This window comes from Pseudomonas graminis (genome assembly GCF_013201545.1).
GTDB lineage: Bacteria > Pseudomonadota > Gammaproteobacteria > Pseudomonadales > Pseudomonadaceae > Aquipseudomonas.
Window position 1 is genome coordinate 1,906,424 of record NZ_CP053746.1, and the last position, 21,818, is coordinate 1,928,241.

The 21,818-nt window shown below is 61.0% G+C and carries 22 protein-coding genes; 10 read left to right on the forward strand and 12 right to left on the reverse strand.

Going from position 1 to position 21,818, the window contains the following annotated elements:
* Nucleotides 1–92 precede the first annotated feature (92 nt).
* A complete protein-coding gene (gene lysM / locus FX982_RS08695) occupies nucleotides 93–539 on the forward strand; it encodes a peptidoglycan-binding protein LysM (RefSeq protein WP_122534056.1) in 447 nt (148 codons plus the stop codon).
* A gap of 136 nt (nucleotides 540–675) precedes the next feature.
* On the opposite strand, the gene yrfG is transcribed toward lysM, so the two are convergent.
* A complete protein-coding gene (yrfG, locus tag FX982_RS08700) occupies nucleotides 676–1,338 on the reverse strand; it encodes a GMP/IMP nucleotidase (protein ID WP_172610349.1) in 663 nt (220 codons plus the stop codon).
* 96 nt (nucleotides 1,339–1,434) lie between these two features.
* Between yrfG and nudE the strand changes: the two genes are divergently transcribed.
* Both nudE and cysQ read left to right on the forward strand, forming a co-directional pair.
* Entirely contained in the window at nucleotides 1,435–2,001 is a 567-nt protein-coding gene (gene nudE / locus FX982_RS08705; RefSeq protein WP_122623475.1) for an ADP compounds hydrolase NudE, read from the forward strand.
* On the forward strand, nucleotides 1,998–2,840 hold the full coding sequence (gene cysQ / locus FX982_RS08710; protein WP_172610350.1) for a 3'(2'),5'-bisphosphate nucleotidase CysQ: 843 nt from the start codon (nucleotides 1,998–2,000) through the stop codon (nucleotides 2,838–2,840). The genes nudE and cysQ overlap by 4 nt, the downstream gene beginning before the upstream one ends.
* Before the next feature lie 431 nt (nucleotides 2,841–3,271).
* Here the strand turns inward: cysQ and FX982_RS08715 are convergent, their stop codons facing one another.
* The 7 genes from FX982_RS08715 to rfbB form a co-directional block, all read right to left on the reverse strand.
* Complete coding sequence (locus FX982_RS08715; protein ID WP_172610351.1) at nucleotides 3,272–3,739, reverse strand: YiiD C-terminal domain-containing protein; 468 nt, start codon at nucleotides 3,737–3,739, stop codon at nucleotides 3,272–3,274.
* On the reverse strand, nucleotides 3,732–5,108 hold the full coding sequence (locus tag FX982_RS08720) for a sigma-54-dependent transcriptional regulator (RefSeq protein ID WP_172610352.1): 1,377 nt from the start codon (nucleotides 5,106–5,108) through the stop codon (nucleotides 3,732–3,734). Before FX982_RS08720 ends, FX982_RS08715 begins: the two co-directional genes overlap by 8 nt.
* A complete protein-coding gene (locus tag FX982_RS08725; protein WP_122534369.1) occupies nucleotides 5,105–6,919 on the reverse strand; it encodes a sensor histidine kinase in 1,815 nt (604 codons plus the stop codon). Before FX982_RS08725 ends, FX982_RS08720 begins: the two co-directional genes overlap by 4 nt.
* Before the next feature lie 89 nt (nucleotides 6,920–7,008).
* Nucleotides 7,009–7,890 (reverse strand): dTDP-4-dehydrorhamnose reductase, encoded by an 882-nt coding sequence (rfbD, locus tag FX982_RS08730; RefSeq protein WP_172610353.1) that lies wholly within the window; start codon nucleotides 7,888–7,890, stop codon nucleotides 7,009–7,011.
* Entirely contained in the window at nucleotides 7,887–8,432 is a 546-nt protein-coding gene (rfbC, locus tag FX982_RS08735) for a dTDP-4-dehydrorhamnose 3,5-epimerase (RefSeq protein WP_172610354.1), read from the reverse strand. Before rfbC ends, rfbD begins: the two co-directional genes overlap by 4 nt.
* Nucleotides 8,429–9,304 carry a glucose-1-phosphate thymidylyltransferase RfbA gene (gene rfbA / locus FX982_RS08740; RefSeq protein WP_172610355.1) on the reverse strand — a complete coding sequence of 292 codons (876 nt, stop codon included), beginning with the start codon at nucleotides 9,302–9,304 and terminating at the stop codon, nucleotides 8,429–8,431. Before rfbA ends, rfbC begins: the two co-directional genes overlap by 4 nt.
* Complete coding sequence (rfbB, locus tag FX982_RS08745; protein ID WP_172610356.1) at nucleotides 9,301–10,380, reverse strand: dTDP-glucose 4,6-dehydratase; 1,080 nt, start codon at nucleotides 10,378–10,380, stop codon at nucleotides 9,301–9,303. The genes rfbA and rfbB overlap by 4 nt, the downstream gene beginning before the upstream one ends.
* Nucleotides 10,381–10,659: 279 nt before the next feature.
* Here rfbB and FX982_RS08750 point away from each other — a divergent pair, with 279 nt between their 5' ends.
* From FX982_RS08750 to FX982_RS08780, 7 genes are all read left to right on the forward strand, one after another.
* A complete protein-coding gene (locus tag FX982_RS08750; protein WP_172610357.1) occupies nucleotides 10,660–13,578 on the forward strand; it encodes an aminotransferase in 2,919 nt (972 codons plus the stop codon).
* A 203-nt stretch (nucleotides 13,579–13,781) separates the two neighbouring features.
* The gene (gene aguA / locus FX982_RS08755; protein ID WP_438826318.1) at nucleotides 13,782–14,846 is read left to right on the forward strand and encodes an agmatine deiminase; all 1,065 of its coding nucleotides are present in this window, start codon (nucleotides 13,782–13,784) and stop codon (nucleotides 14,844–14,846) included.
* A 179-nt stretch (nucleotides 14,847–15,025) separates the two neighbouring features.
* The gene (locus FX982_RS08760) at nucleotides 15,026–15,256 is read left to right on the forward strand and encodes a hypothetical protein (RefSeq protein ID WP_122534045.1); all 231 of its coding nucleotides are present in this window, start codon (nucleotides 15,026–15,028) and stop codon (nucleotides 15,254–15,256) included.
* 249 nt (nucleotides 15,257–15,505) lie between these two features.
* Nucleotides 15,506–16,774, forward strand: coding sequence for an OprD family porin (locus tag FX982_RS08765; protein WP_172610359.1), 1,269 nt, complete (start codon nucleotides 15,506–15,508; stop codon nucleotides 16,772–16,774).
* A 143-nt stretch (nucleotides 16,775–16,917) separates the two neighbouring features.
* On the forward strand, nucleotides 16,918–17,694 hold the full coding sequence (locus FX982_RS08770) for an AraC family transcriptional regulator (protein WP_172610360.1): 777 nt from the start codon (nucleotides 16,918–16,920) through the stop codon (nucleotides 17,692–17,694).
* Between the two features lie 133 nt (nucleotides 17,695–17,827).
* Nucleotides 17,828–18,001 (forward strand): DUF1427 family protein, encoded by a 174-nt coding sequence (locus tag FX982_RS08775; RefSeq protein ID WP_074889899.1) that lies wholly within the window; start codon nucleotides 17,828–17,830, stop codon nucleotides 17,999–18,001.
* A gap of 38 nt (nucleotides 18,002–18,039) precedes the next feature.
* A complete protein-coding gene (locus FX982_RS08780) occupies nucleotides 18,040–18,999 on the forward strand; it encodes a quinone oxidoreductase family protein (protein WP_172610361.1) in 960 nt (319 codons plus the stop codon).
* 36 nt (nucleotides 19,000–19,035) lie between these two features.
* On the opposite strand, the gene FX982_RS08785 is transcribed toward FX982_RS08780, so the two are convergent.
* The 4 genes from FX982_RS08785 to FX982_RS08800 all read right to left on the reverse strand — a co-directional run bounded on the left by FX982_RS08785 (nucleotide 19,036) and on the right by FX982_RS08800 (nucleotide 21,787).
* The gene (locus FX982_RS08785) at nucleotides 19,036–19,725 is read right to left on the reverse strand and encodes a substrate-binding periplasmic protein (protein WP_254074883.1); all 690 of its coding nucleotides are present in this window, start codon (nucleotides 19,723–19,725) and stop codon (nucleotides 19,036–19,038) included.
* A gap of 202 nt (nucleotides 19,726–19,927) precedes the next feature.
* The gene (locus FX982_RS08790) at nucleotides 19,928–20,248 is read right to left on the reverse strand and encodes a hypothetical protein (RefSeq protein ID WP_037016364.1); all 321 of its coding nucleotides are present in this window, start codon (nucleotides 20,246–20,248) and stop codon (nucleotides 19,928–19,930) included.
* Between the two features lie 171 nt (nucleotides 20,249–20,419).
* Complete coding sequence (locus FX982_RS08795) at nucleotides 20,420–20,911, reverse strand: AAA family ATPase (protein WP_172610363.1); 492 nt, start codon at nucleotides 20,909–20,911, stop codon at nucleotides 20,420–20,422.
* A gap of 123 nt (nucleotides 20,912–21,034) precedes the next feature.
* Nucleotides 21,035–21,787 (reverse strand): carbon-nitrogen hydrolase family protein, encoded by a 753-nt coding sequence (locus FX982_RS08800; RefSeq protein ID WP_172610364.1) that lies wholly within the window; start codon nucleotides 21,785–21,787, stop codon nucleotides 21,035–21,037.
* Between the last annotated feature and the right edge of the window lie 31 nt (nucleotides 21,788–21,818).

The following is a 21,818-nucleotide window of genomic DNA, read 5'->3' on the forward strand; positions in this document are numbered from 1 at the left end:
CCAGGGGTCGGACTTTTGTCGGGCAATGTCAGCGGATTAGATGTTGCGCGGGGAAACCACAACGACATCACAACGACACCAAGGAGAAACCCATGAGTCTGTTCAGTTTTGTGAAGGAAGCCGGCGAGAAGCTTATCGACCTGCTCACCCCGGGAAACGCCAATGCCAGTGATGAGCTGAAAAAGCACATCGAGTCTGTTGGCTTGGGCAATCCCAATGTTCATGCAACGGTCGAAGGCGACAAGATCACTTTGACGGGCGAAGTCGCCAGTCAGGAAGAGAAAGAGAAGGTCGTGCTGGCTGCCGGCAACATCGCCGGTGTAGGCAGTGTTGATGATCAACTGACTATCGCCGCCGGCGCACCTGCCGTGGTTGCCGCGACGTTCGTCACTGTCCAGAAGGGCGATACGCTGAGCGCTATTTCGCTGCGCGTTTATCACGATGCCAACAAGTACCAGAAAATCTTCGACGCCAACAAGCCGATGCTGAAAGACGTAAACAAGATCTATCCGGGTCAGGTTCTGCGTATTCCTGAATAATGCGGCTGGCGTGAAGACCGTACACTGACCCTTGTAGGAGCGCGCTTGCCCGCGAAAAATCGTACATCCGGTTGATCTGCATCGGGTGTACGAATCCTTCGCGGGCAAGCGCGCTCCTACAGTTGTTTTGCGGTGCTTATAAGCCCTGTATCAACGACCGATAATCCTCCACGGCTTCGAATTCTTCGGTGTCCTTCGGGCCTTTGCGACTGTCCGGCTCACGTACCGCCAGCAGATGACCAATGCCGTATCGTCCCGCGCTGCGCAAGATTGGCAGAGTGTCATCAATAAACAGGCTACGTGCACGATCGAACTGGATATCGGCTTGCAGCGCATCCCAGAATTGCGGGTTTTCCTTGGGGTAGCCGTAGTCATGGGAGCTGATCAAACGCTCGAAGTAGGGTGCCAACTCCAGTCTTTCCATCTTCAGCGACAGCGAGTCCCGGTGCGCGTTGGTAATCATGATCACCCGTTTTCCGGCCTGCTTGATGGCGGCCAGAAACGTCGCGGCGTCGGGGCGCAAGGCGATGAGGTGAGCGATTTCAATTTTCAGGTCTTTCACCGGCAGCTTCAGCTCGGTGCTCCAGAAGTCGGTGCAGTACCAGTTTAGGGTGCCGGCGTTTTTTTCGAAGAGCGGCATCAGCTCCATTTGCGCCATCGCCAGACTGACCCCGTGCACTTCGGCATAGCGCTTGGGCAGATGCTCCAGCCAGAAGTGATTGTCGAAATGCAGGTCGAGCAGCGTGCCGTCCATATCCAGCAGAACGGTGTCGATATCGCGCCAGGGCAAGGAAGGCATACAGGTCTCTCGGCGTTGAATGAGTCGCGTGGGTTTGCGGCGAAGACATCCGCAAAAGCCACGGTATAGTAACCCGTCTACGCCAAGGAGCTCGTCATGCAGCAGAAACCTACCGTCCTCTCTCGCGAAATCGTCGCGAGCAGCCGTCTGTTCCGCGTTGAAGAAGTGCAATTGCGCTTCTCCAACGGCGTCGAGCGTACCTACGAGCGGCTGGTCGGCAGCGGCAGTGGCTACGGCGCGGTGATGATCGTAGCCATGCTCGATGCAGATCACGCCGTACTCGTCGAGGAGTACTGCGGCGGCACTGACCAATACGAGCTTTCGCTGCCCAAGGGCTTGATCGAACCAGGCGAAGACGTGTTGGCCGCCGCCAATCGCGAGCTCAAGGAAGAGGCCGGTTATGGCGCGCGGACCTTGGTGCACCTGACCGAACTCTCTCTTTCGCCGGGCTACATGAGCCAGAAAATTCAGGTCGTGTTGGCCACCGATTTGTATGAAGAAACGCTGCCCGGCGATGAGCCTGAGCCAATGCGTGTGGACAAGGTCAATTTGCGCGAGCTTTCCAGTCTGGTGCAGAACCCGCAGTTCACTGAGGGGCGCGCGCTGGCTGCGTTGTACCTTGCCCGCGACCTGCTGGCCGAGCGTGGGGATTTCCTGCCATGAACCCGACATTTTCCCAATTGCCACACCCGCTGCTTGCGCCCGTGATTGAGCTTTGCCGCCAGGCTGGAGAAGTTACTCTGCCGTTCTGGCGCTCCGGCGTGGACGTCACGGTCAAGTCGGACGACTCGCCTGTCACCGCCGCCGACCTGGCCGCCCATGAGCTGCTGGTGGCGGGCCTCAAGGCGCTGGATCCGAGCATTCATATCCTCTCCGAAGAGGACGCCAACATCCCGTTGAGCGAACGCAGCCAGTGGCAACGCTGGTGGCTGGTGGACCCGCTTGATGGCACCAAGGAATTTATCGCCGGCAGCGAAGAGTTCACCGTCAACGTCGCGCTGATCGAGAACGGTCGGGTGGTATTTGGCGTGGTATCGATGCCGACCAATAACCGCTGCTATTTCGGTGGCGCCGGTCTGGGTGCTTGGCGCAGTGACGACGCGCGGCATCTGGCGCCTATTCAGGTGCGCAATGAGCCGGGCGCAGGGGAAGCGTTCACGGTGGTCGCCAGCCGTCGTCACTCCAGCCCCGAGCAACAGAGGTTGCTCGCCGGGTTATCGGAAGTAGTGGGTGAGCTAGAGCTGACGAATATTGGCAGCTCGCTGAAGTTTTGCCTGCTCGCCGAAGGGGCTGCTGACTGCTACCCGCGTCTGGCGCCGACTTCTCAGTGGGACACCGCTGCTGCCCAAGGCGTGGTGGAAGGCGCCGGCGGCGTGGTGTTGAACCTGGACGGCACGACCTTCGAGTACCCGGCACGGGAGACACTGCTCAATTCGTTCTTTCTGGCGTTGCCGGGGGAAGCAACGTGGCGCGACGCGTTGCTGGCGTTGGCGCGGACTTGAGCTCACATCAGGTCCGGTAAATCTCCAGCGTCAGGAATGCCGTCTTCGTGAGCAAGCTCACTCCCACAGGGGCTGTGTCGGCTGCGAGAAAGCGCGGTGTCAGAAGACGCCGCAGATGTCTCTGCCGAATACGAATTGTGGGAGCGAGCTTGCTCGCGAACAGGTCGGTACATCCACGCAGTTTTCAGCGGCTGGAATGCTGTCTTCGTGAGCAAGCTCACTCCACAAGGGGATATGTCCGCTGCAACAAAGCGCGGTGTCAGAAGACGCCGCGGATGTCTCTGCCGAATACGAATTGTGGGAGCGAGCTTGCTCGCGAACAGGTCGGTATATCCACGCAATTTTCAGCGGCTGGAATGCCGTCTTCGTGAGCAAGGTGGAGCGCCACCCCGGTCACTCCCACATAGGCAAGGCGTGTCGGGCAGCTTTGTTCAGCGATGGAGCACGAACTGCCCGACGAATTGCACCGCCGTTTCCTCTGATCCTTCCACCACGATGCGGGTGTGCAGCGCCAGCCTTGCACGGCCGCGGCGTTGGTAGAGCTTCAGAAATTTCTCCCAGCTTGCTTCATCCGGTGCGTCGCAAACAGCGACGCCATCGCGTGTGACCGGCAGGGGATAGCTGATCTGGCCGTCCTGAATCACGATGTGCCCGTCATCGATCCCGGCTTCCTTGAGCCGCAAATACAGCCAGCCCCAGCCCACCAGCACCGCGCCGCAATACAGGCTGCCGCCGAACAGGGTGTTCTTGTGATTGACGTTCGGGGCCAATGGCAGGTGCAGACGCAGTTGGTGGTCTCGCCAGCTCAGCACCTTGATGCCCATTTCCCGGGTGAGGGGAATGTCCCGATGCAGCACCGCTTCCAGGTCTCTAGCGGACAAGCGTTGCAGGTCAGTCATTATCATCGGACCCCGCGCCGTTGAAGGTCAGCCCATGCTTGCGCAGTTTGTCGTGCAGGGTTTTGCGGGGCAGCCCCAAGGCTTCGGCGAGGCTGCGGACCGAGCTGTGCGGGCGGGTCAGTTCGGCAGCGATCAACGCCCGCTCGAACGCTTCGACCTGTTCGCTGAGTCCGCCATTGGACGCCACCAGATCCGGCTGCGCGTCACCTTCCAGTTCCAGCTCAAGGCCCAAGGCGAAACGCTCGGCGGCGTTCTGCAGTTCACGCACGTTGCCCGGCCAGGTGTGGCGCAGCAGCAGCGCGCGATGTCCCGGCTGCAATTCATGGCGGGGCAGGCCGTGGCGCAAACTGGCGGTGTCGGCGAAATGCTGGAACAGCACTAGCGCATCTTCGCCACGCTCCCGCAGCGGCGGAATGCGCAAGGGGGCGACGTTGAGTCGGTAATACAAGTCGGCCCGGAAACGGCCCTGATCCGCCGCCTGGCGCAGGTCCTCTTTGGTCGCCGCGATCACCCGAATGTCCAGCGGGATCTGCTGATTCCCGCCCAGGCGCTCGACCACGCGCTCTTGCAGCAAGCGCAGCAGCTTGACCTGAACGTCCATGCTCATGCTTTCGATTTCGTCCAGAAACAGCGTGCCGCCGTTGGCGAATTCGAACTTGCCGATGCGACGCTTCTGCGCGCCGGTGAACGCCCCCGACTCATGGCCGAACAGCTCGCTCTCGACCACCGACTCGGCCAGCGCTCCCGCGTTGATCGCCACAAACGGACCGTTACGGCGGTTGGACAAGTCATGCAGCGCGCGGGCGACCACCTCTTTGCCTGCGCCGGTTTCGCCAAGAATCAACACGTCGGCTTTGGTCGCAGCCAGCGCGCCGATCTGATCGCGCAGGCGCTGAATGGGTGCGGACAACCCCACCAGTCGCGTGCTCAATTGCTGACGGTCGCTGAGCTCGAGCCGCAAGCTCCGGTTGTCCAGCACCAGCAGGCGTAGCGCCAGGGCGCGACGCACGCTGTCGAGCAAAGCGTCGCTGGCGAACGGTTTTTCCAGAAAATCGTAGGCGCCCGCCCTCATGGCCTGAACCGCCAGCGGGACATCGCCGTGACCGGTGATCAGCAACACCGGCAACTCCGGATCCTGGGCATGCAGCTGATTGAGCAATTCGAGGCCGTCGATGCCCGGCATGCGGATGTCACTGACGATTACCCCCGGCCAGTCACGCTCGATGCGCGCTTGCAGGCCTTTGGCGTCGCTCAGCGGCAGGATTTTCAGGCCGGCGAGATCGAGCGTCTGGCTCAGGGCCTGACGCAGGTGCGGGTCGTCGTCGATCAGCACCACCTGAATGCGGCTGTCGATGGCGTCGGTGCTCATGCAGATAAGTCCTCAGACGGTTGAAGGTTGACGCCCGAGGCGCCGGTGCGCATCCGCAACGTCAGCAGCGCACCGCCTTCCGGGTGATTGGCGAACAGCAACTCCCCGCCCAGTGCGCGCATCAACGTATCGCAGATCGCCAGGCCCAAACCGAGGCCCTGGGTGCGCGTCTTGGTGGTGAAAAACGGCTCGCGCGCGTGCTCCAGCGCTTCTTTGGAAAACCCCGGGCCGTTGTCGCGGATGAACAGATTGACGCCCTCGGCGTTGTACTCGGCGCTGATCCACAATTTGCGCGGCGGGCCTTTCTCGGTCAGTGCATCCAGCGCATTCGCCAGCAGATTGCCGAGCACCTGACGCAGGCGCGTCTCGCCGGCCTGCACCCACAAGGTCGCGGCGGGCAGGTCGCGGATCAGCTCCACTTCCATCGCGCGCCGGCGCTTGGCGAGCAGGGCCAGCGCATCGTCCAGCGCCGGCTGCAGCGCTACGCTCTCAGGCGCATGTCGGTCCCGTCGGGCGAAGGCGCGAAGGTGCGCAATGATCGACGCCATGCGCCCGGTGAGTTCGCTGATCAGCTTGAGGTTGCCGCGGGCGTCTTCAGTGCGCTGGTGATCGAGCAGCACTTCGGCGTTCTCGGCGTAGCTGCGAATCGCCGCCAGCGGCTGGTTGAGTTCGTGGCTGATGCTCGCCGACATCGTGCCCAGCGCCGACAGTTTGCCAGCCTGAACCAGTTCGTCCTGAGCGCGAAACAGCTCTTGCTGGGCCTGCTCGCGCTCGAGGACTTCCTGGCGAAGTCGCTGATTGACGCCTTCCAGATCACAGGTCCGCTCGGCGACTCGCACTTCCAGCTCACGGCGCGCCTTGGCCTCGAAGTTGATGCGATCCAGATAATGCCGTCGCCGCTGCATCATCAGACCCAGCAGCAACATCAGGACCAGCAACGCCGCACCGCCAATGGCCACGACCGTTCGCACCGGCCTCGACACAAGCACCTTCGGCGCAAGGATATTGACACTCCAGCCAGTCTCGTCGATCTGCTGCGTCTGCGTCAGCCAGCCGGTTTCATCCAGCTGCAGCGGGCGCGGGTCGCGGGTCGGGTAGGGCTGGATGGCGACGATGGCCTGCTTTTCCTCCTCGCTGAGCGGCCGGGTCGCGCGGAAACGCCAGTTGGGATTGGAGGTGAGGATCACGACGCCGTTGTGGTCGGTGACAAGCAGCTGCTCCGGCGTTTTGCCCCACAGCGTTTCGGTGAGGTCCAGGTCGACTTTGACCACCAGCACGCCGATCACAGCGTCGCCATCGCGCACCGCTGCGGCGAAGAAATAGCCGCGTTTGGCCGACGTCGTGCCCAAGCCGAAAAAGCGGCCGAGGTTGCCGGCCATGGCGTTGCTGAAATACGGACGAAACGCGAAGTTGCGCCCGACGAAGCTGTCGCGCTTGTCCCAGTTCGACGCAGCGAGGGTGTCGCCATTGGGCGCCATCAGGTAAATCACCTCAGCGCCAGTCTGCCTGGCGGTGTTCATCAGCAGCAGGTTCGCCTGGGCCTGGGCGTGCTGGTCCTGCGGGTTCGCCAGCGTGGCGCGCAGGCCGGGCAGGTCGCCAAGAATCTGCGGCAGGACTTCATAGCGGTGCAAGGTGCCGAGCAGGTTGGCGACGTAAAGGTCGAGGGTCTGGCGATTCTGGCTCAGCAGCTCATTGCGGTAATAGTGTTCGGCCAGGCGTTCGAGCGGCCACAACAGCGGGGCGAGGATCAGCGCCAGCAGGGCAAGGCTGCGCCAGCGAGGACGGCGGGGAAGGGCGTTAGTGCTGATCATGGAATCGCCGGTGGGTTCGTTGCGATGCGGGGCGGCTGCGGATGTATCAGTGCTCCGCAGCCGCTCAACAGCGAGTCGGCCCATTATGCCTACCGCTGCTGCGCTAAGCACTCCAGCAACGCATCGTGCCAGTCGGGCTGGCTGACGCCCCATTCTCTCTGCAGCAGGCTGCAATCCAGACGCGAATTGAGCGGGCGCGCAGCCGGGGTCGGATAAGCGCTGGAAGCAATCGGTTCCAGCGCCGCGCAGGGCTTGCCGCTGTTGATCAATTGCTGACCAATGGCTTCAGCGAACCCGAACCACGACGTCTCGCCGCTGGCCGTCAGGTGATAAACACCCCAGGCGCCCAGCGCGCCGTCACGCCAGCGCTCAATCAGCGCGCCGGTGCTGGCGGCGATGGTGCCGGCCCAGGTGGGTGCGCCAATCTGGTCGGCAACGATCGACAGCTTCTCTCGCTCTTGCAGCAAGCGCTGCATGGTCAGCAGGAAGTTGCGCCCGGTCAGGGAATAAACCCAGCTCGTGCGCAAAATCAGGTGCTGCCCGCCCGCTGCGGCGATCGCGCGTTCGCCTGCCAGCTTGCTGTTGCCGTAAACGCCCAGCGGATTGGGCGTGTCTGCCTCAACCCACGCCCCAGCCTTGCTGCCGTCGAACACGTAATCGGTGGAGTAGTGAATCAGCGGAACGCCCAGGGCAGCGGCTTCTTCAGCGAACACACCAGGGGAGGTCGCGTTGATGGCGAAGGCCAGGTCCGGCTCGCTTTCGGCCTGATCCACCGCAGTGTGTGCGGCAGCGTTGATGATCAGGTCCGGCTTGATGTCGCGAACCACTGGACGGATGGATTCCGGCTGACTCAAGTCCAGCTGATCGCGGCCCAGCACGATCAGCTCGCCCATGTTCTGCAAGTGTTGCTGCAGCGCCTGGGACACTTGGCCCTGTTGCCCGCTGATCAGAATCCGCAGCGGCGCATTCACGGGAACAGGTCCGCTTCTTTCAGGAGCTTGCCGACCTGATCCTTGGCCGACAGTTGAGGTGCTTCGCTCAGGCCCCAGTCGATGTTCAGCTCCGGATCGTCCCAGCGAATGCAGCGCTCGGCCGACGGCGTGTAGTAGTCGGTGGTCTTGTAGAGGAACTCGGCGTAGTCGCTCAGCACCACGAAGCCGTGGGCGAAACCTTTGGGAATCCACAGCTGACGAGCGTTCTCGGCCGACAGCTCCAGACCGAACCACTGGCCGAACTGCGGCGAGCTGCGACGGATGTCGACAGCGATGTCCAGCACGCTGCCAGCGGTCACGCGCACCAGTTTCCCCTGAGGATTTTCAATCTGGTAATGCAACCCGCGCAGGACGCCTTTTTGCGAGCGCGAGTGATTGTCCTGGACGAACTGATCGGCTACACCGGTGGCCTCGGCAAAGGCCCGGGCGTTGAAGCTTTCGTAGAAGAAGCCACGCTCATCGCCGAACACTTTGGGCTCGATTATGAGGACTTCAGGCAACTTGCTGGCAACCACGTTCACTGACTTTCCCCTGCGATCTTGAACAGGTACTGACCGTAGCCGGTCTTGCCGAAATAGTCAGCCCGATTCAACAGGTGGGCGCGGTCAATCCAGCCATTCTGATAGGCGATCTCTTCCAGGCACGCGACTTTCAGGCCCTGACGGTGCTCGATGGTCTGCACGTATTGCGACGCGTCCAGCAGGCTGTCATGAGTGCCCGTGTCGAGCCAGGCGAAACCGCGGCCTAAACGTTCAACGCGCAAGTCGCCGCGCTTGAGGTAAGCGTTGTTGACGTCGGTGATCTCCAGCTCGCCGCGCGGGGACGGCTTGACGTCCTTGGCGATCTGGATGACCTCGTTGTCGTAGAAATACAGACCGGTCACGGCGTAGCTGGATTTAGGCGCCTTGGGCTTCTCTTCGATGGACAGCGCGTGGCCGTGCTCATCGAAATCGATCACGCCAAAACGCTCCGGATCCTTGACCCAGTAGCCGAACACAGTCGCGCCGGAGGTGTTGTCCGCCGCACGCTTGAGCTGTTCGCTGAAGTGCTGACCGTGGAAGATGTTGTCGCCGAGAATCAGGCATACAGAGTCATCGCCGATGAATTCTTCGCCAAGCAGGAATGCCTGCGCGAGGCCGTCCGGCTTGGGCTGCTCCTTGTAATGAAAGCGCACGCCGAACTGACTGCCGTCACCCAGCAACGCCCGGTATTGCGGCAGGTCCAGCGGCGTCGAGATGACCAGGATGTCCTTGATCCCCGCCAGCATCAGCACCGAGATCGGGTAATAGATCATCGGTTTGTCGTAGATCGGCAACAGCTGTTTGGAGACCCCGAGGGTAATCGGGTGCAGGCGTGTGCCCGAGCCGCCCGCCAGTACAATTCCTTTAGTCATGCGATCAGTTCCTTTACGTCGGTGCCCAGGCGTTCGCCCTGATAACTGCCATCCTGCACGTTGCGGCACCATTCAAGGTTGTCGAGATACCACTGCACGGTTTTGCGCAGGCCGGACTCGAACGTCTCTTTCGGCGTCCAGCCCAGTTCGCGCTCGATTTTGCTGGCGTCAATGGCGTAGCGCATGTCATGGCCAGGGCGGTCAGTCACGTAGGTAATCAGGTCCGCGTAGTTGGCCACGCCTTTGCGCTGTTCCGGCGCCAGTTCTTCGAGCAGCGCGCAGATGCCGCGCACGACGTCGATGTTCTTTTGTTCGTTGTGGCCGCCGATGTTGTAGGTCTCGCCGACCTGGCCCTCGGTCACCACCTTGAGCAGTGCGCGGGCGTGATCTTCGACAAACAGCCAGTCACGCACCTGCAAGCCATTGCCGTACACCGGCAGCGGCTTACCGGCCAGGGCGTTGAGGATCACCAGCGGGATGAGCTTCTCGGGGAAATGGAACGGGCCGTAGTTGTTCGAGCAGTTGGTGACGACCACCGGCAGCCCGTAGGTGCGCTGCCAGGCGCGAACCAGATGGTCCGACGCCGCTTTGCTGGCCGAATACGGCGAGCTTGGCGCGTAGGGTGTGGTTTCAGTGAACAGGTCGTCCACGCCGTGGAGGTCGCCATACACTTCATCGGTGGAAATGTGGTGAAAGCGGAAGGCGGCGCGCTCGTCTTCGGGCAAGGTCAGCCAATAGCAGCGGGTCGCTTCCAGCAGGCTGTAGGTGCCGACGATGTTGGTCTGGATGAACTCCGACGGGCCGTCAATCGAACGGTCGACGTGGGATTCTGCCGCCAGGTGCATGATCGCGTCAGGCTTGAAGCGCGCGAGGACTTTGCTCACTGCGGCCTGATCAACGATGTCCTGCTGTACGAACTCATACCGGGTGTTGGTGGCAATGCCCTGCAGCGACTCAAGATTCCCGGCGTAGGTCAGCTTGTCGAAATTGAGGACGTCGTGATCGGTGTTGTTGATCAGATGACGGATCAGCGCAGAGCCGATGAAGCCGGCGCCACCGGTAACAAGTATTCGCATGGATAAACCTTCTTCCCTGGAAAGATGTAAGACGATGGAGCATAGCTTGTGGGGCCTTGCTGACTGGCGCAAGGAGCAATCCGCCGACAAGCGATGATATTAATTGATGGCCTATCGCGATTAGCGCCATAAAACCGCCGCACGTGTTTCACGACCTCAACGCTTTGTGTATCTGTCGGTCTTTTAAGGCATTTCTTTATTAGCTATGGCACGGGGTTGATTAACCGCCGCGCAACTGGCGATAGTATTTGGGCGCCTCTTTCTATCAGGACTTCCTTCATGTCGCTTGACACCTTGATTCGCCGCTCCAGCCTGCCATGCCCGGATGTCGGTGCCGCGCAGGCCGCCGAATGGCTGGCGACGTATTACGGGCTGTCGGGGACGTTGAAAGAGTTGGGTAGCCATCAGGACCGAAACTTCCTGGTGGACTGCGGTGACGGGCGACGTTTCGTCCTGAAGATCTGCCACGGAGATTACTCAACCACCGAACTTGCCGCGCAGCATGCGGCGCTGCGGCATTTGAGCCGCGAGTCGCCGGTGCGCGTCCCGGCGGTGATGCCGACGTTGAAGGGTGAGGACGTATTGACCGTCGATCACAACGGCAACGCCGTGCACTTTCGCGTTCTGGAGTTTATCAACGGACAATCACTCGCCCACGTTGCGCACCTGAACCGGCACATTGTGACCGGGCTGGCGAAGCTCTGCGCCCGTGTCGACGTGGCGCTGGCGGGGTTCGAGCACGCCGGCCTGGATCGTGTTTTGCAATGGGACCCTCGCCACGCCTTTGCGTTGATCGAGCACTTGCTCCCGGTCATCCCCGATGCCGACAAGCGCGCCTGTATCGCCGAGGCCGCCGAGCAGGCCCAAGCCTATTTGCTGCCGCTGGTGGCGTCGCTGCCGGTGCAGGCGATCCACATGGACATCACTGAGTACAACGTGGTCTGGGCTCGAGATGCCCATCGCCAATGGCAGCTTCAAGGCCTGATCGACTTCGGGGATCTGATCCGTACATGGCGCATCGCCGATCTTTCGGTGACCTGCGCCGCGCTGCTGCACCACGCCGAGGGCGATCCGTTTTTTATCCTGCCCGCCGTTCAGGCTTACCACCTCATTAATCCTCTTCAGACCGAGGAGCTGCTGGCGCTGTGGCCGTTGATCGTCGCGCGCTCGGCCGTGCTGGTCTTGGGCAGCGAGCAACAGGCGAGCATCGAGCCGGAAAACACCTACATCCAGGCCAATCTGGCGAGCGAGTGGAACATTTTCGACGTCGCCACTTCCGTGCCGATTGCGCTGATGGAAGCGGCGATTCTCGACGCAGTAGGTGAATGGGAATCGGACGAAGAGCCCGAGCTGTTTTCGCCGCTGTTGCCGAGCTTGAGCAGGCAGGGTTTTACCCTCGTGGACCTGGGGGTGCTCAGCGAGCACTTTGTGGCTGGCAATTGGGAACAGAGCGGCATCGACGAGCAACTATTGAGAGAGGCTGCGCAAGCTCATGGGCTGGCCGCCAGTCGCTATGGCGAATACCGGCTATCGCGCACGTTGCCGGACAGCACAAAGGAGCCGGATACCTTCGCGTTGCATACCGAACTGTACATCCCCCACGGCACCGTTGTTCATGCGCCGTTTGCCGGAATCCTGCGCCACACCGCTGACGGCGCCTTGCAGCTGGTTGGCGCCGAGGTGAGCCTGCGTCTGTGGGGGGTACGTTCTGATTTTGATTCCGGCGTCGAGTTCGGCGCGGGGGACGTGATCGGGCAGGGCGGTGGCGCGTTGATCGTGCAGCTGTGTTCGGAGCCTGACGTGAGCCCGCCGTTGTTCACCACCCCGTCGCGGGCTCCCGCCTGGCGTTCGCTGTGCCCGTCACCCAAAGGGCTCCTGGGTTTCGATTGCGATGCGCCGGCGTTGGCCGATTCCGCCGCGCTGCTCGCCCGTCGCGACGCCAGCTTCGCCCGCTCTCAAAAGCATTATTACCAGGCCCCGCCGCAGATCGAGCGTGGCTGGCGCAACCACCTGATTGACCTGCAGGGCCGGTCCTATCTGGACATGCTCAACAACGTCGCGGTGCTTGGTCACGGCCATCCGCGCATGGCTGAGGTTGCGTCGCGGCAGTGGTCGCTGCTTAACACCAACTCACGCTTTCATTACGCGGCGATCGCCGAGTTTTCCGAGCGGCTGCTGAAGCTGGCGCCCGCCGGCATGGACCGTGTATTTCTGGTGAACAGCGGCACCGAGGCAAATGATCTGGCGATTCGTCTGGCCTGGGCCTACAGCGGTGGCCGCGATGTATTGAGCGTGCTGGAGGCTTATCACGGCTGGTCGGTGGCGACCGATGCGATTTCGACATCCATCGCCGACAACCCGCAAGCCCTGAGCACGCGTCCCGACTGGGTGCACCCTGTGGTGGCGCCCAATACCTATCGCGGCGAGTTTCGTGGCGCGGACACTGCGCCGTTCTACCTGCGCAGCGTTGACGCGTATTTGAGCGCGCTAAAGGAGCAGGGGCGGCAAGTGGCGGGCTTCATCTGCGAGCCGGTGTACGGCAATGCCGGCGGAATCTCCCTGCCGCCGGGTTATCTGCAGCAGGTCTACGCCAGGGTCCGTGATCAGGGCGGCGTGTGCATCGCCGATGAAGTGCAGGTGGGTTATGGCCGCTTGGGCCAGTTCTTCTGGGGCTTCGAAGAGCAGGGCGTGGTGCCGGACATCATCACCATGGCCAAAGGCATGGGCAACGGCCATCCCCTCGGCGCCGTCATCACCCGCTGCGAGATCGCTGAGGCGCTGGAAGCCGAGGGCTATTTCTTTTCGTCGTCAGGCGGCAGTCCGGTGAGCTGCCGCATCGGCATGGCGGTGCTCGACGTCATGGAAGAAGAAAAGCTTTGGGAGAACGCCCGCGTGGTAGGCGGCTATTTCAAGGAACGTCTGCTCACGCTGATCGACAAACACCCGTTGGCCGGGGCTGTCCATGGCTCGGGGTTCTATCTGGGACTTGAGCTGGTTCGCGACCGTGAGACGCTGGAACCCGCAACCGAGGAAACGGCCTACTTGTGCGATCGTCTTCGTGAGCTGGGGATCTTCATGCAGCCTACGGGGGATTATCTGAACATCCTCAAGATCAAGCCGCCGATGGTGACCAGCCGTCGGAGCGTGGACTTCTTCGTCGACAGTGTGTCGAAGGTGCTGGGTGAACTGGAGAGCTGAGCTGATTCACACGTCGAACATAGGTCGATATATATCGGTGTTTGCTGTCTTGGTGTGCGCCGAAAGCTCGATTAGTGTTTTTAAATCCGATTTTTATCGTCTATAACGTCTTCCTTATTTGGCCGTAGACGCCTTCGTCGTTTCATGGAGTTCTGATTACTGTGACCACTCTCAACAGCACCCCCCGCGCCGATGGCTTCTACATGCCTGCCGAGTGGGCGCCGCAAACGCAAACCTGGATGATCTGGCCCGAGCGTCCGGACAACTGGCGTCTGGGCGGCAAGCCGGTTCAGAACGATCACGTTGCCGTGGCCAAGGCCATCGCCCGTTTCGAGCCCGTCACCGTTGGCGTCTCGGCCGCACAGTACGACAACGCCCGCGCACGGCTGGACGTACCCAACATTCGCGTCGTCGAGCTGAGCAGTAACGACGCCTGGGTACGCGACTCCGGTCCGACCTTCGTCATCAACGACGCGGGCGAGGTTCGCGGCGTCAATTGGGGCTTCAACGCCTGGGGCGGTTTCGACGGTGGGCTATACGCGCCGTGGAACCTGGATGAACAGGTCGCCAGCAAAGTGTTGGAAATCGAGCGCTGCTCGCGCTACGTCACCGATGGGTTTGTGCTGGAAGGCGGCTCGATCCACGTCGATGGCGAGGGCACGCTGATCACCACGGAAGAATGCCTGCTCAACCGTAACCGCAACCCGCACTTGTCTCGCGAAGATATTGAAGCCGTGCTGCGCGATCACCTGTCGGTCGAAAAAATCATCTGGCTGCCGGATGGTTTGTACAACGACGAGACCGACGGGCATGTGGATAACTTCTGCTGCTACGTACGCCCCGGTGAAGTGTTACTCGCCTGGACAGATGATCCGAAAGACCCCAATTTCCCGCGCTGCCAGGCAGCCATGAAGGTGCTGGAAAATGCCCGCGACGCCAAGGGACGTCCGTTTGTCGTACACAAGATGCCGATCCCGGGTCCGCTGTATGCCACCGAAGAAGAGTGCGCCGGGGTTGATCAGGTGCACGGCAGTCAGGAGCGCAACCCATCGGTGCGTCTGGCCGGCTCGTACGTGAATTTTCTGATCGTTAACGGCGGCATCATTGCCCCGTGTTTCGACGATCCGATGGATGACACGGCCCGCAAGATCCTCCAGCAGTTGTTCCCGGAACACGAGGTGGTCATGGTTCCGGGCCGTGAAATGTTGCTGGGCGGCGGCAACATTCACTGCCTGACGCAGCAGCAACCGGCCCCCCATCGCAGCTGAGTTGGTTCGCTTCTTGCTGTCATCAAGCCCATCAGACGATGGGCTTTTTTATGGGCGGACAGTTTCCAGTCGGTCGTAGGAAGATGGGATCCCAAGGCGCGGAATGGCTCGCGCCGGGTCGTCCGTCTGTAACAAAAGCCCCGTAGATTTCGCAGTCCACGACATAAGAGGTTGTCCTTATGAACGCAGGTCATGAGTTGCGAGTGACTCGAGGTTTTTCTGCGAGCAGTGAAGCACGGCAGATGATGGCGGACTGGTTACGGACGACCCGGATCCCGATGGAGCGCATGCCCGACGTGCAAGCGCTGGAGCAACGCGGTGATTTTCGAGAGATGCTCTCCAAGCGTTACCCCATCGGGCTGATCAACGACGCAGAGATCGAAGCAATGCTGGGCCTGCTTCATAGCTGACAAAGGTGTTGTGGGTGCGACCACAGACACGGCCTGCCTCGGTTTGACTTTCATCAAATTGACACCCCGGCAGGCCGGGGATAGCATTCGCGGCCCCACCGCCTGTGGCCTAGCGCCATGTACGTGCATCAGTAGTCCACTGCGATGATTCGTGCGGGCTTCCGGAACTGCTCCAGTTCCGGGGGACGCAACTGCCCACCCCGGGCATTTGCCACAGCGCGCGATTAATCTGCTCACAAGGACAACAAGATGAAACAGCGTATCGGCCTGCTCGCTCTGGGCATCCTTGCCGCCACTCACGCCATGGCGGACGGTCAGGCAGATTCCAAGGGCTTCGTCGAAGACAGCAGCCTGAAGATCAACCTGCGTAACGCCTACATCAATCGCGACTACAAAAACGGACCGCAGGACCGCTCGGAATGGGGTCAGGCTTTCATGGCCGGCTACACGTCCGGTTTCACCCAGGGCGTGGTGGGTGTTGGCGTTGACGCCTTCGGTCTGTACGCAGCGCGTCTGGACGGTGGCAAGGGCAAGAGCGGCGCGGGCGGTATCGACTTCTTCAAACAGGGCGACAGCGGTAACGCGGCAGACGACCTGTCGCGCTTTGGCGGCGCGGTCAAATTCCGGGTTTCCAATACCGAACTGAAATACGGCGACATGATGCCGGAGCTGCCAGTACTCAATTACGACAACTCGCGTCTGTTGCCTGAGTCCTACACCGGCACCATGATCACCTCCAAAGAGATCAAGGACCTCACGCTGGTGGCTGGCCGCTTCACCGCCGAGACCCGCAAGAGCGCCGAAGGCCGCGACAGCGGTGATCTCAAGAGCATCAACGTTTACGGCGGCAGTTACAAATTCACCGAAGCCCTCAGCGCCGCGTTTTACGCCTCTGACGACGAAGACGTGCTGAAAAAGCAGTACGTGAACCTGAATTACGTTTGGGCGATGCCGAAAGATCAGTCGCTGACCTTCGACTTCAACGGCTACAAGACCAAACTGGACAAAGACTTCGCCGTCGACGACGCCCGCGACAACAAGATCTGGAGCCTGGCGGCGACCTGGGCGGTGGGCATCCACTCGTTTACTCTGGCGCATCAGCGCAGCACCGGCGAGACCGGTTACACCTACGGCGGCTACCGCAACGCAGGCGGCACCGGCGATGGCGGCAATACCATCTATCTGGCCAACTCCTACTGGTCTGACTTCAACGGCAAAGACGAGCGGTCGTGGCAGGTGGGCTATGGCGTGAACCTGTCCACCGTCGTGACTCCGGGCCTGAGCTACCGTGTGGCCTACGTACGCGGCGACAACATCGACGACGGCAGCGACCGTGGGCGTGGCGAAGAGCGCGAACTGTTCAGCCAGTTGACCTACGTGGTCCAGAGCGGCCCGGTCAAAGACCTGTCGGTGCGCCTGCGTAACTCGTTCCTGCGCGTCTCCAACGACGTGGATCAGTACAACGTTGGCGGTAATGAAACGCGGATCTTCGTGGATTACCCGATCAACGTGTTTTGATGTTGATCGGCTGAAGAGCTGACTGATTTACCCTGACGCCCCGGTCGCAAGATCGGGGCGTTCTGCTATGAGCCTTCACCGAACTGGCGATCCAGCCTGCTCTCCCGCTACCATCGCCGCATCTCAATCCCTTCGGTTTCGCCATGGCAATCGCTGCGCCACCCGACCTCACCGATACCGCCGTCCCCGTGCAACCTTTGTCACGGACCTATCCACGCGGGTTGTACATCGAGCCCCATGAGCATGAGTGGGGGCAGGTGTTGTATGCGATGTCGGGCGTGATGTGGGTCGAGACCCCCAATGAAGCGCTGGTCGTGCCGCCGCAGCGTGCGGTCTGGCTGCCGCCCGGCGTGCCCCATGGCATCCGCGTGGTGTCGGATCTGGAAATGCGCAACATCTACCTGCGCCCGGCGCTCGCCCAAACCCTCGACGCCACGGTTCAGGTCCTGGAAGTAGGGCGCTTGTTGCGCGAATTGATCGTCGGTCTGGTGGCCGAGCAGGACAAGGAGTCGGACTACTACGAGGCCGTGGTGAACCTGGCGTTGCTCGAACTCAAGCGCGCCCGGCGTTCACTGCTGAAAGTGCCGATGCCCGATGACAGCGACCGCAGGCTGATGAGCGTGTGCCAGGCGGTGATGATCGAGCCGTCCATCGACGTCTCATTCGAGCAGCATGCCGAAAACGCCGGTGCCAGCGTGCGGACGCTGTCCCGGCTGTTTCAGGCGGTGCTCGGCATGGGTTTCGCCGAATGGCGGCGTCAGGTGCAACTGGCGACCTCGGTGGCGGAGATCATCCAGGGCGTACCGGTCAACGCCATCGCCCGTTCAATGGGGTATTCGCCGAGCAGCTTCAGCGACATGTTTCGCCGCGAACTGGGCATGGCGCCTTCCCAGTACCCGGTTGTAGATCCCGCTAGCTAGCGCGCGCGGTGCTTCTGTCCGAAATTCAGAAGCTCTTGGCCGGTAGCGCCTGCCGACCCTCCTTACACTCTGGTCATCGCTTAACGCAGTCGCGCCGCCATCGAGTCGCGCGTCCCACGCACCGGAGTCTGTCATGAGCTACGTCATTTCCCTTGCCATCGGTATCGCCGTCGGTTTGCTGTACGGCCTGCTGGATTTCCGTTCACCCGCACCGCCTTTGGTCGCACTGGTTGGCCTGCTCGGCATGCAAGCCGGTGAATGGCTGTGGCCGGTGGGCAAGCAGTTCTTGTCCAATCTGGCGTCCTGAATCGACGATTTTCCTTTCCCCACTCTGGATGAATCCATATGAAAGCTCTGCAATTTTCCCGCACCGGCGACCTGGCTGCGCTGGAAGTCGTCGATCTGCCCACGCCTGTCCCGGCGGCTGGCGAAGTTCTGGTGCAGATCAAGGCCGCAGGCCTGAACCCCAGCGACGTCAAAAACGTCCTGGGTCGTTTCCCCTACACCACGATGCCTCGCATTCCGGGTCGTGACTTCGCGGGCGTTGTCGTTGAAGGCCCGCAGGAACTGATCGGCAAAGAAGTGTGGGGCACTGGCAAGGAAATCGGCTTTGTCCGCGACGGCTCCCACGCGGGCTACATCACCCTGTCGGCCAGAGGCGTGGCGATCAAACCGGCGTCGCTGACTTTCAGCCAAGCCGCCAGCCTGGGGGTTCCGTACACCACAGCGTGGGACGCGCTCGAGCGCAGCCTCGTGCAGGCTGGCACTCGGTTGCTGGTCATCGGTGCCAGTGGTGCAGTGGGGAGCGCCGCCATCGCATTGGCGAAGATACGCGGCGCCCAGGTGCTGGCAGCGGTGCGTAAACCGGACCAGCTGAAAGCGCTGCAAGAGCAAGGCTTCAACGCGATCCAGCTCGACAGGCCAGAAGACCTGGGCGCTCAAGTGAACGCGGTTTTTGCAGGCGGCGCCGACGTGATCTTCGACACCACCGGCTTCTGGCTGCCGGCTTCTGTGCCTGCGTTGGCGCAATTCGGTCGCATCGCAATTATCGCCGCGCCAACGGACGGTCACGTGCAACTGCCCGCGCTGGCGCTGTACCGCAAGGGCGGTTCGGTGGTGGGGATCAACTCGCTGCTGTACGGCGTTGAAGCCTGCGCGCGGATGCTTGAGCAGTTCGGCAAACAGTTCGACGACGGCACCTTGCCGCTGCCAACCGGCCTGATTGAATCGCCGCTGGAAGAAGGCCTGGCGCGTTACGCCGATGTGAATCAAGGCGGCGCTGACAAGGTGATTTTGCTGCCGTGACAGGCAAGCATGAGCGTTGGAGCAGGGCTGACCCGATCACTGGACGGGTAGCCCTTTTAGATAGTCATGCTGGACGCGTTTGATCGACCCGTTTGACTGAAGCTTGCCGATCGCAGCCCTGAGCTTCTCGACCATCTGAGGGTCGCAATCCTTCGAGCACGCCAGATACAGGTCGGCGGTCATCAACGGCCTGCTCATCAACAGCGGCCGTTCGCTGATCTGCTTCCAGATGTAGAGCGTTTCCGGCACGCCGTTAAACCACGCATCCACCCGGCCCTTGAGCAACATCAGCGCCGGGTTCTCGCCGATCTTCAGCGGATAAATCTGAGCGGCTGAAAAACCTTCCTCACGTAACCGCGTCTCCTGTGCCGAGCCACTGCCGACGGCGATCATCTTGAAGGTCTGGCGCGCCTCTTCAAAACTGTCGACATGACGATCAAGGCTGAAAAACGCCCGGTCCATCGTCATCACCGGAGCGATCCAGGTGAAGCTGTCTTCACGGCTTTGTGTGCGGGTCAGCGGCGCGATGAGCTTGTTGGTGCCCAGCATCACGTCCCGTTGCGCCCGTGGCCACGGAGGTGAGAGCAGGTGAGCGGAATACCCGGCCATTCCCATGGCCTGCAGGGTGATGTCGCCCGCTATCCCGTGCTGGTCACCCTGGCTGGCCATGGTCAGTGGCGGAGCCTCGGCCACGTACACGTCAACAAAAGGAAGTGCATACGCCATCGACGAGCACGCCAAGAGCGCACCGGCCGCGTAACGGATACAACAGGAAATCCATTTCATGGCAGTCATGCTCAAAGGGAATAGGGCGTCAATACAGGTCTTGTGCCTGGCTTGCTATCCAGTCTGGCATTGGTTAGTCGTCTCTGCCGGGCACAGCGCGCATCCTGCGTAAGTTTCGGGGAAAAATTCGAGCAAAGGCGGATCAGGTCTTGTTGTGCTCATTGGTGTAGCGGCCGCTCAGCACCCAGCCACATTCCAGCAAAGTTTCGATCCAGTCCTCGTACGAGTCATCCACGTCCAGCAAGTTCATGAACTGATCTTCGATATGGCACCGAAAGGTCTGCTCCTCTACGTTCCACTCCACATCCCGAATCCGCCAGACGCGCTGCATCGGCAACTGAATGTTCAATCCATGGAAGGGGACGAACGGCAGTTCCACTTCGTAAAGCAGCTTGGACCATTCAGATGAAATCTCCGGGGTCTGGTGGGTCCAGACGTACTTGATCAATCGGACTTTGTGCACGGTTGGGCCTTCTATCGTGTTTCTGATGGCGGGTCGCTGTCCTGACGCAGACGCGAGGGCCCGTTGGATGGGTATACGTTACTCGATGGGGGCGGGATGGGGGAGGGGGCGCTCTGAATCTTAGGGCGCCATTTGAACCTGACGGTTTGGTTCGCTCCGGGTGGCAGCCGTTTAGGAACGATCCTGGTGAATGACTATGTTTAGCCCTTCTTCCTTATCTGGGGCTTGGAAGTAGCTGGTGATCAAATCGAATTCAGCGTCAGTTGCTGCGAAATCATGCTCGCCGCGCTCGTTTCTAAGGTGCAGCCGGGCTCGGCAAGTGTCGTCGTCGACGTCGAGGAAGTGAAGGCTGTGAGAGGCTTGGGCGGTATCCGCCAGACTCCGTAACCAGTGGCGGTCTCCGGGAGTGTTGGCGGGGAAATCGAGAACCACATTGATCCCGGCCTTTAGCATGTCGATGACTAAAGGGCCTACGACATCTCGGAGTCTTCTTGAGAGTGTTACGTAGTCTGCGACCGAGTGGATCTGGCCTGGGTAGAGTCTTGAGAGCCAATGGTCTTCGGTCAATAGGATCGCTGCTTGCTCAGTTTTTAGAGCGTTCGCCAGCGTAGATTTTCCGGATGCAATCTTTCCGCACATGAGATGCAGTGTAGGTTTGGCCATTTCAACCTCCTGTGTCTGGGTCACAACGACGCCCATGGCATGGTATGCCGGCGCTGGCGCCTGATGTCAGGCGTGGAGATTAACGATAACTGCTTCGGTGGCGCGGTTGATGTCGGGAGCGCTCTACAAGGCCTGCAAAACTTCGCCTTCCCACGCGCCTCGCCGTCTGCGGGCCATAACCAGACAATCCCCCGCACCGGCCGCGCTCACGACGAGTTCTCCATCAGGCGACCAGAACGCGCTTCGACCTGCGCAGGCCCATCCTCCAGAGACGCCGCCGTGGTTGGCCATCAATACCCCAAAAGCATGTTGCCGCGCGTAGCCCTGTAGCAAGCCACTGTCATGCTCATAGCCGTTGTCGCTGATCAAGACGCTGGCGGCGTAGATACCGGCGCCTTCCTGCGCCGCAGTCCGTGCGTGACTGGCGTGACTGAAATCCGCGCAGACTGACAGCGCAATCTGCCCCGCACCGACGGTCACCAGCGGGCCGCCTTGTCCCGGAGTGAAAACGACCTCTTCGCCCGGATGCAGGTGCTGTTTGGTGTAGGTGATCTGTGAGCCGTCAGCGCAAAAAACCAGTGCGCCGATGAAGACTTCTTCCGCCCCCGACTGGCGTAGGGGCGCGCCGAGCACAGTGGTCATCCCTGACTGTTTCGCCAGGTCCCGTAACGGCTCCAGCAATTGGGAGTCAGCGTTAAGGGCAAGGTTGCTGGCGAGCGAAGGCTCGTAACCGGTTAAAGAAAGCTCCGGGAACAAGAGAAATTTAGCGCCGTGATGGGCGGCAAGTCGCATGACCTGAGCATGTCGGTCGAGATTGGCGTTGAGGTCGCCTGCCACTGAGCAATATTGGGCGGCACACAGGTCGAGGTCAGTCATAAGGTTTCCCGGCGTGAATGGGCCTTAGTAA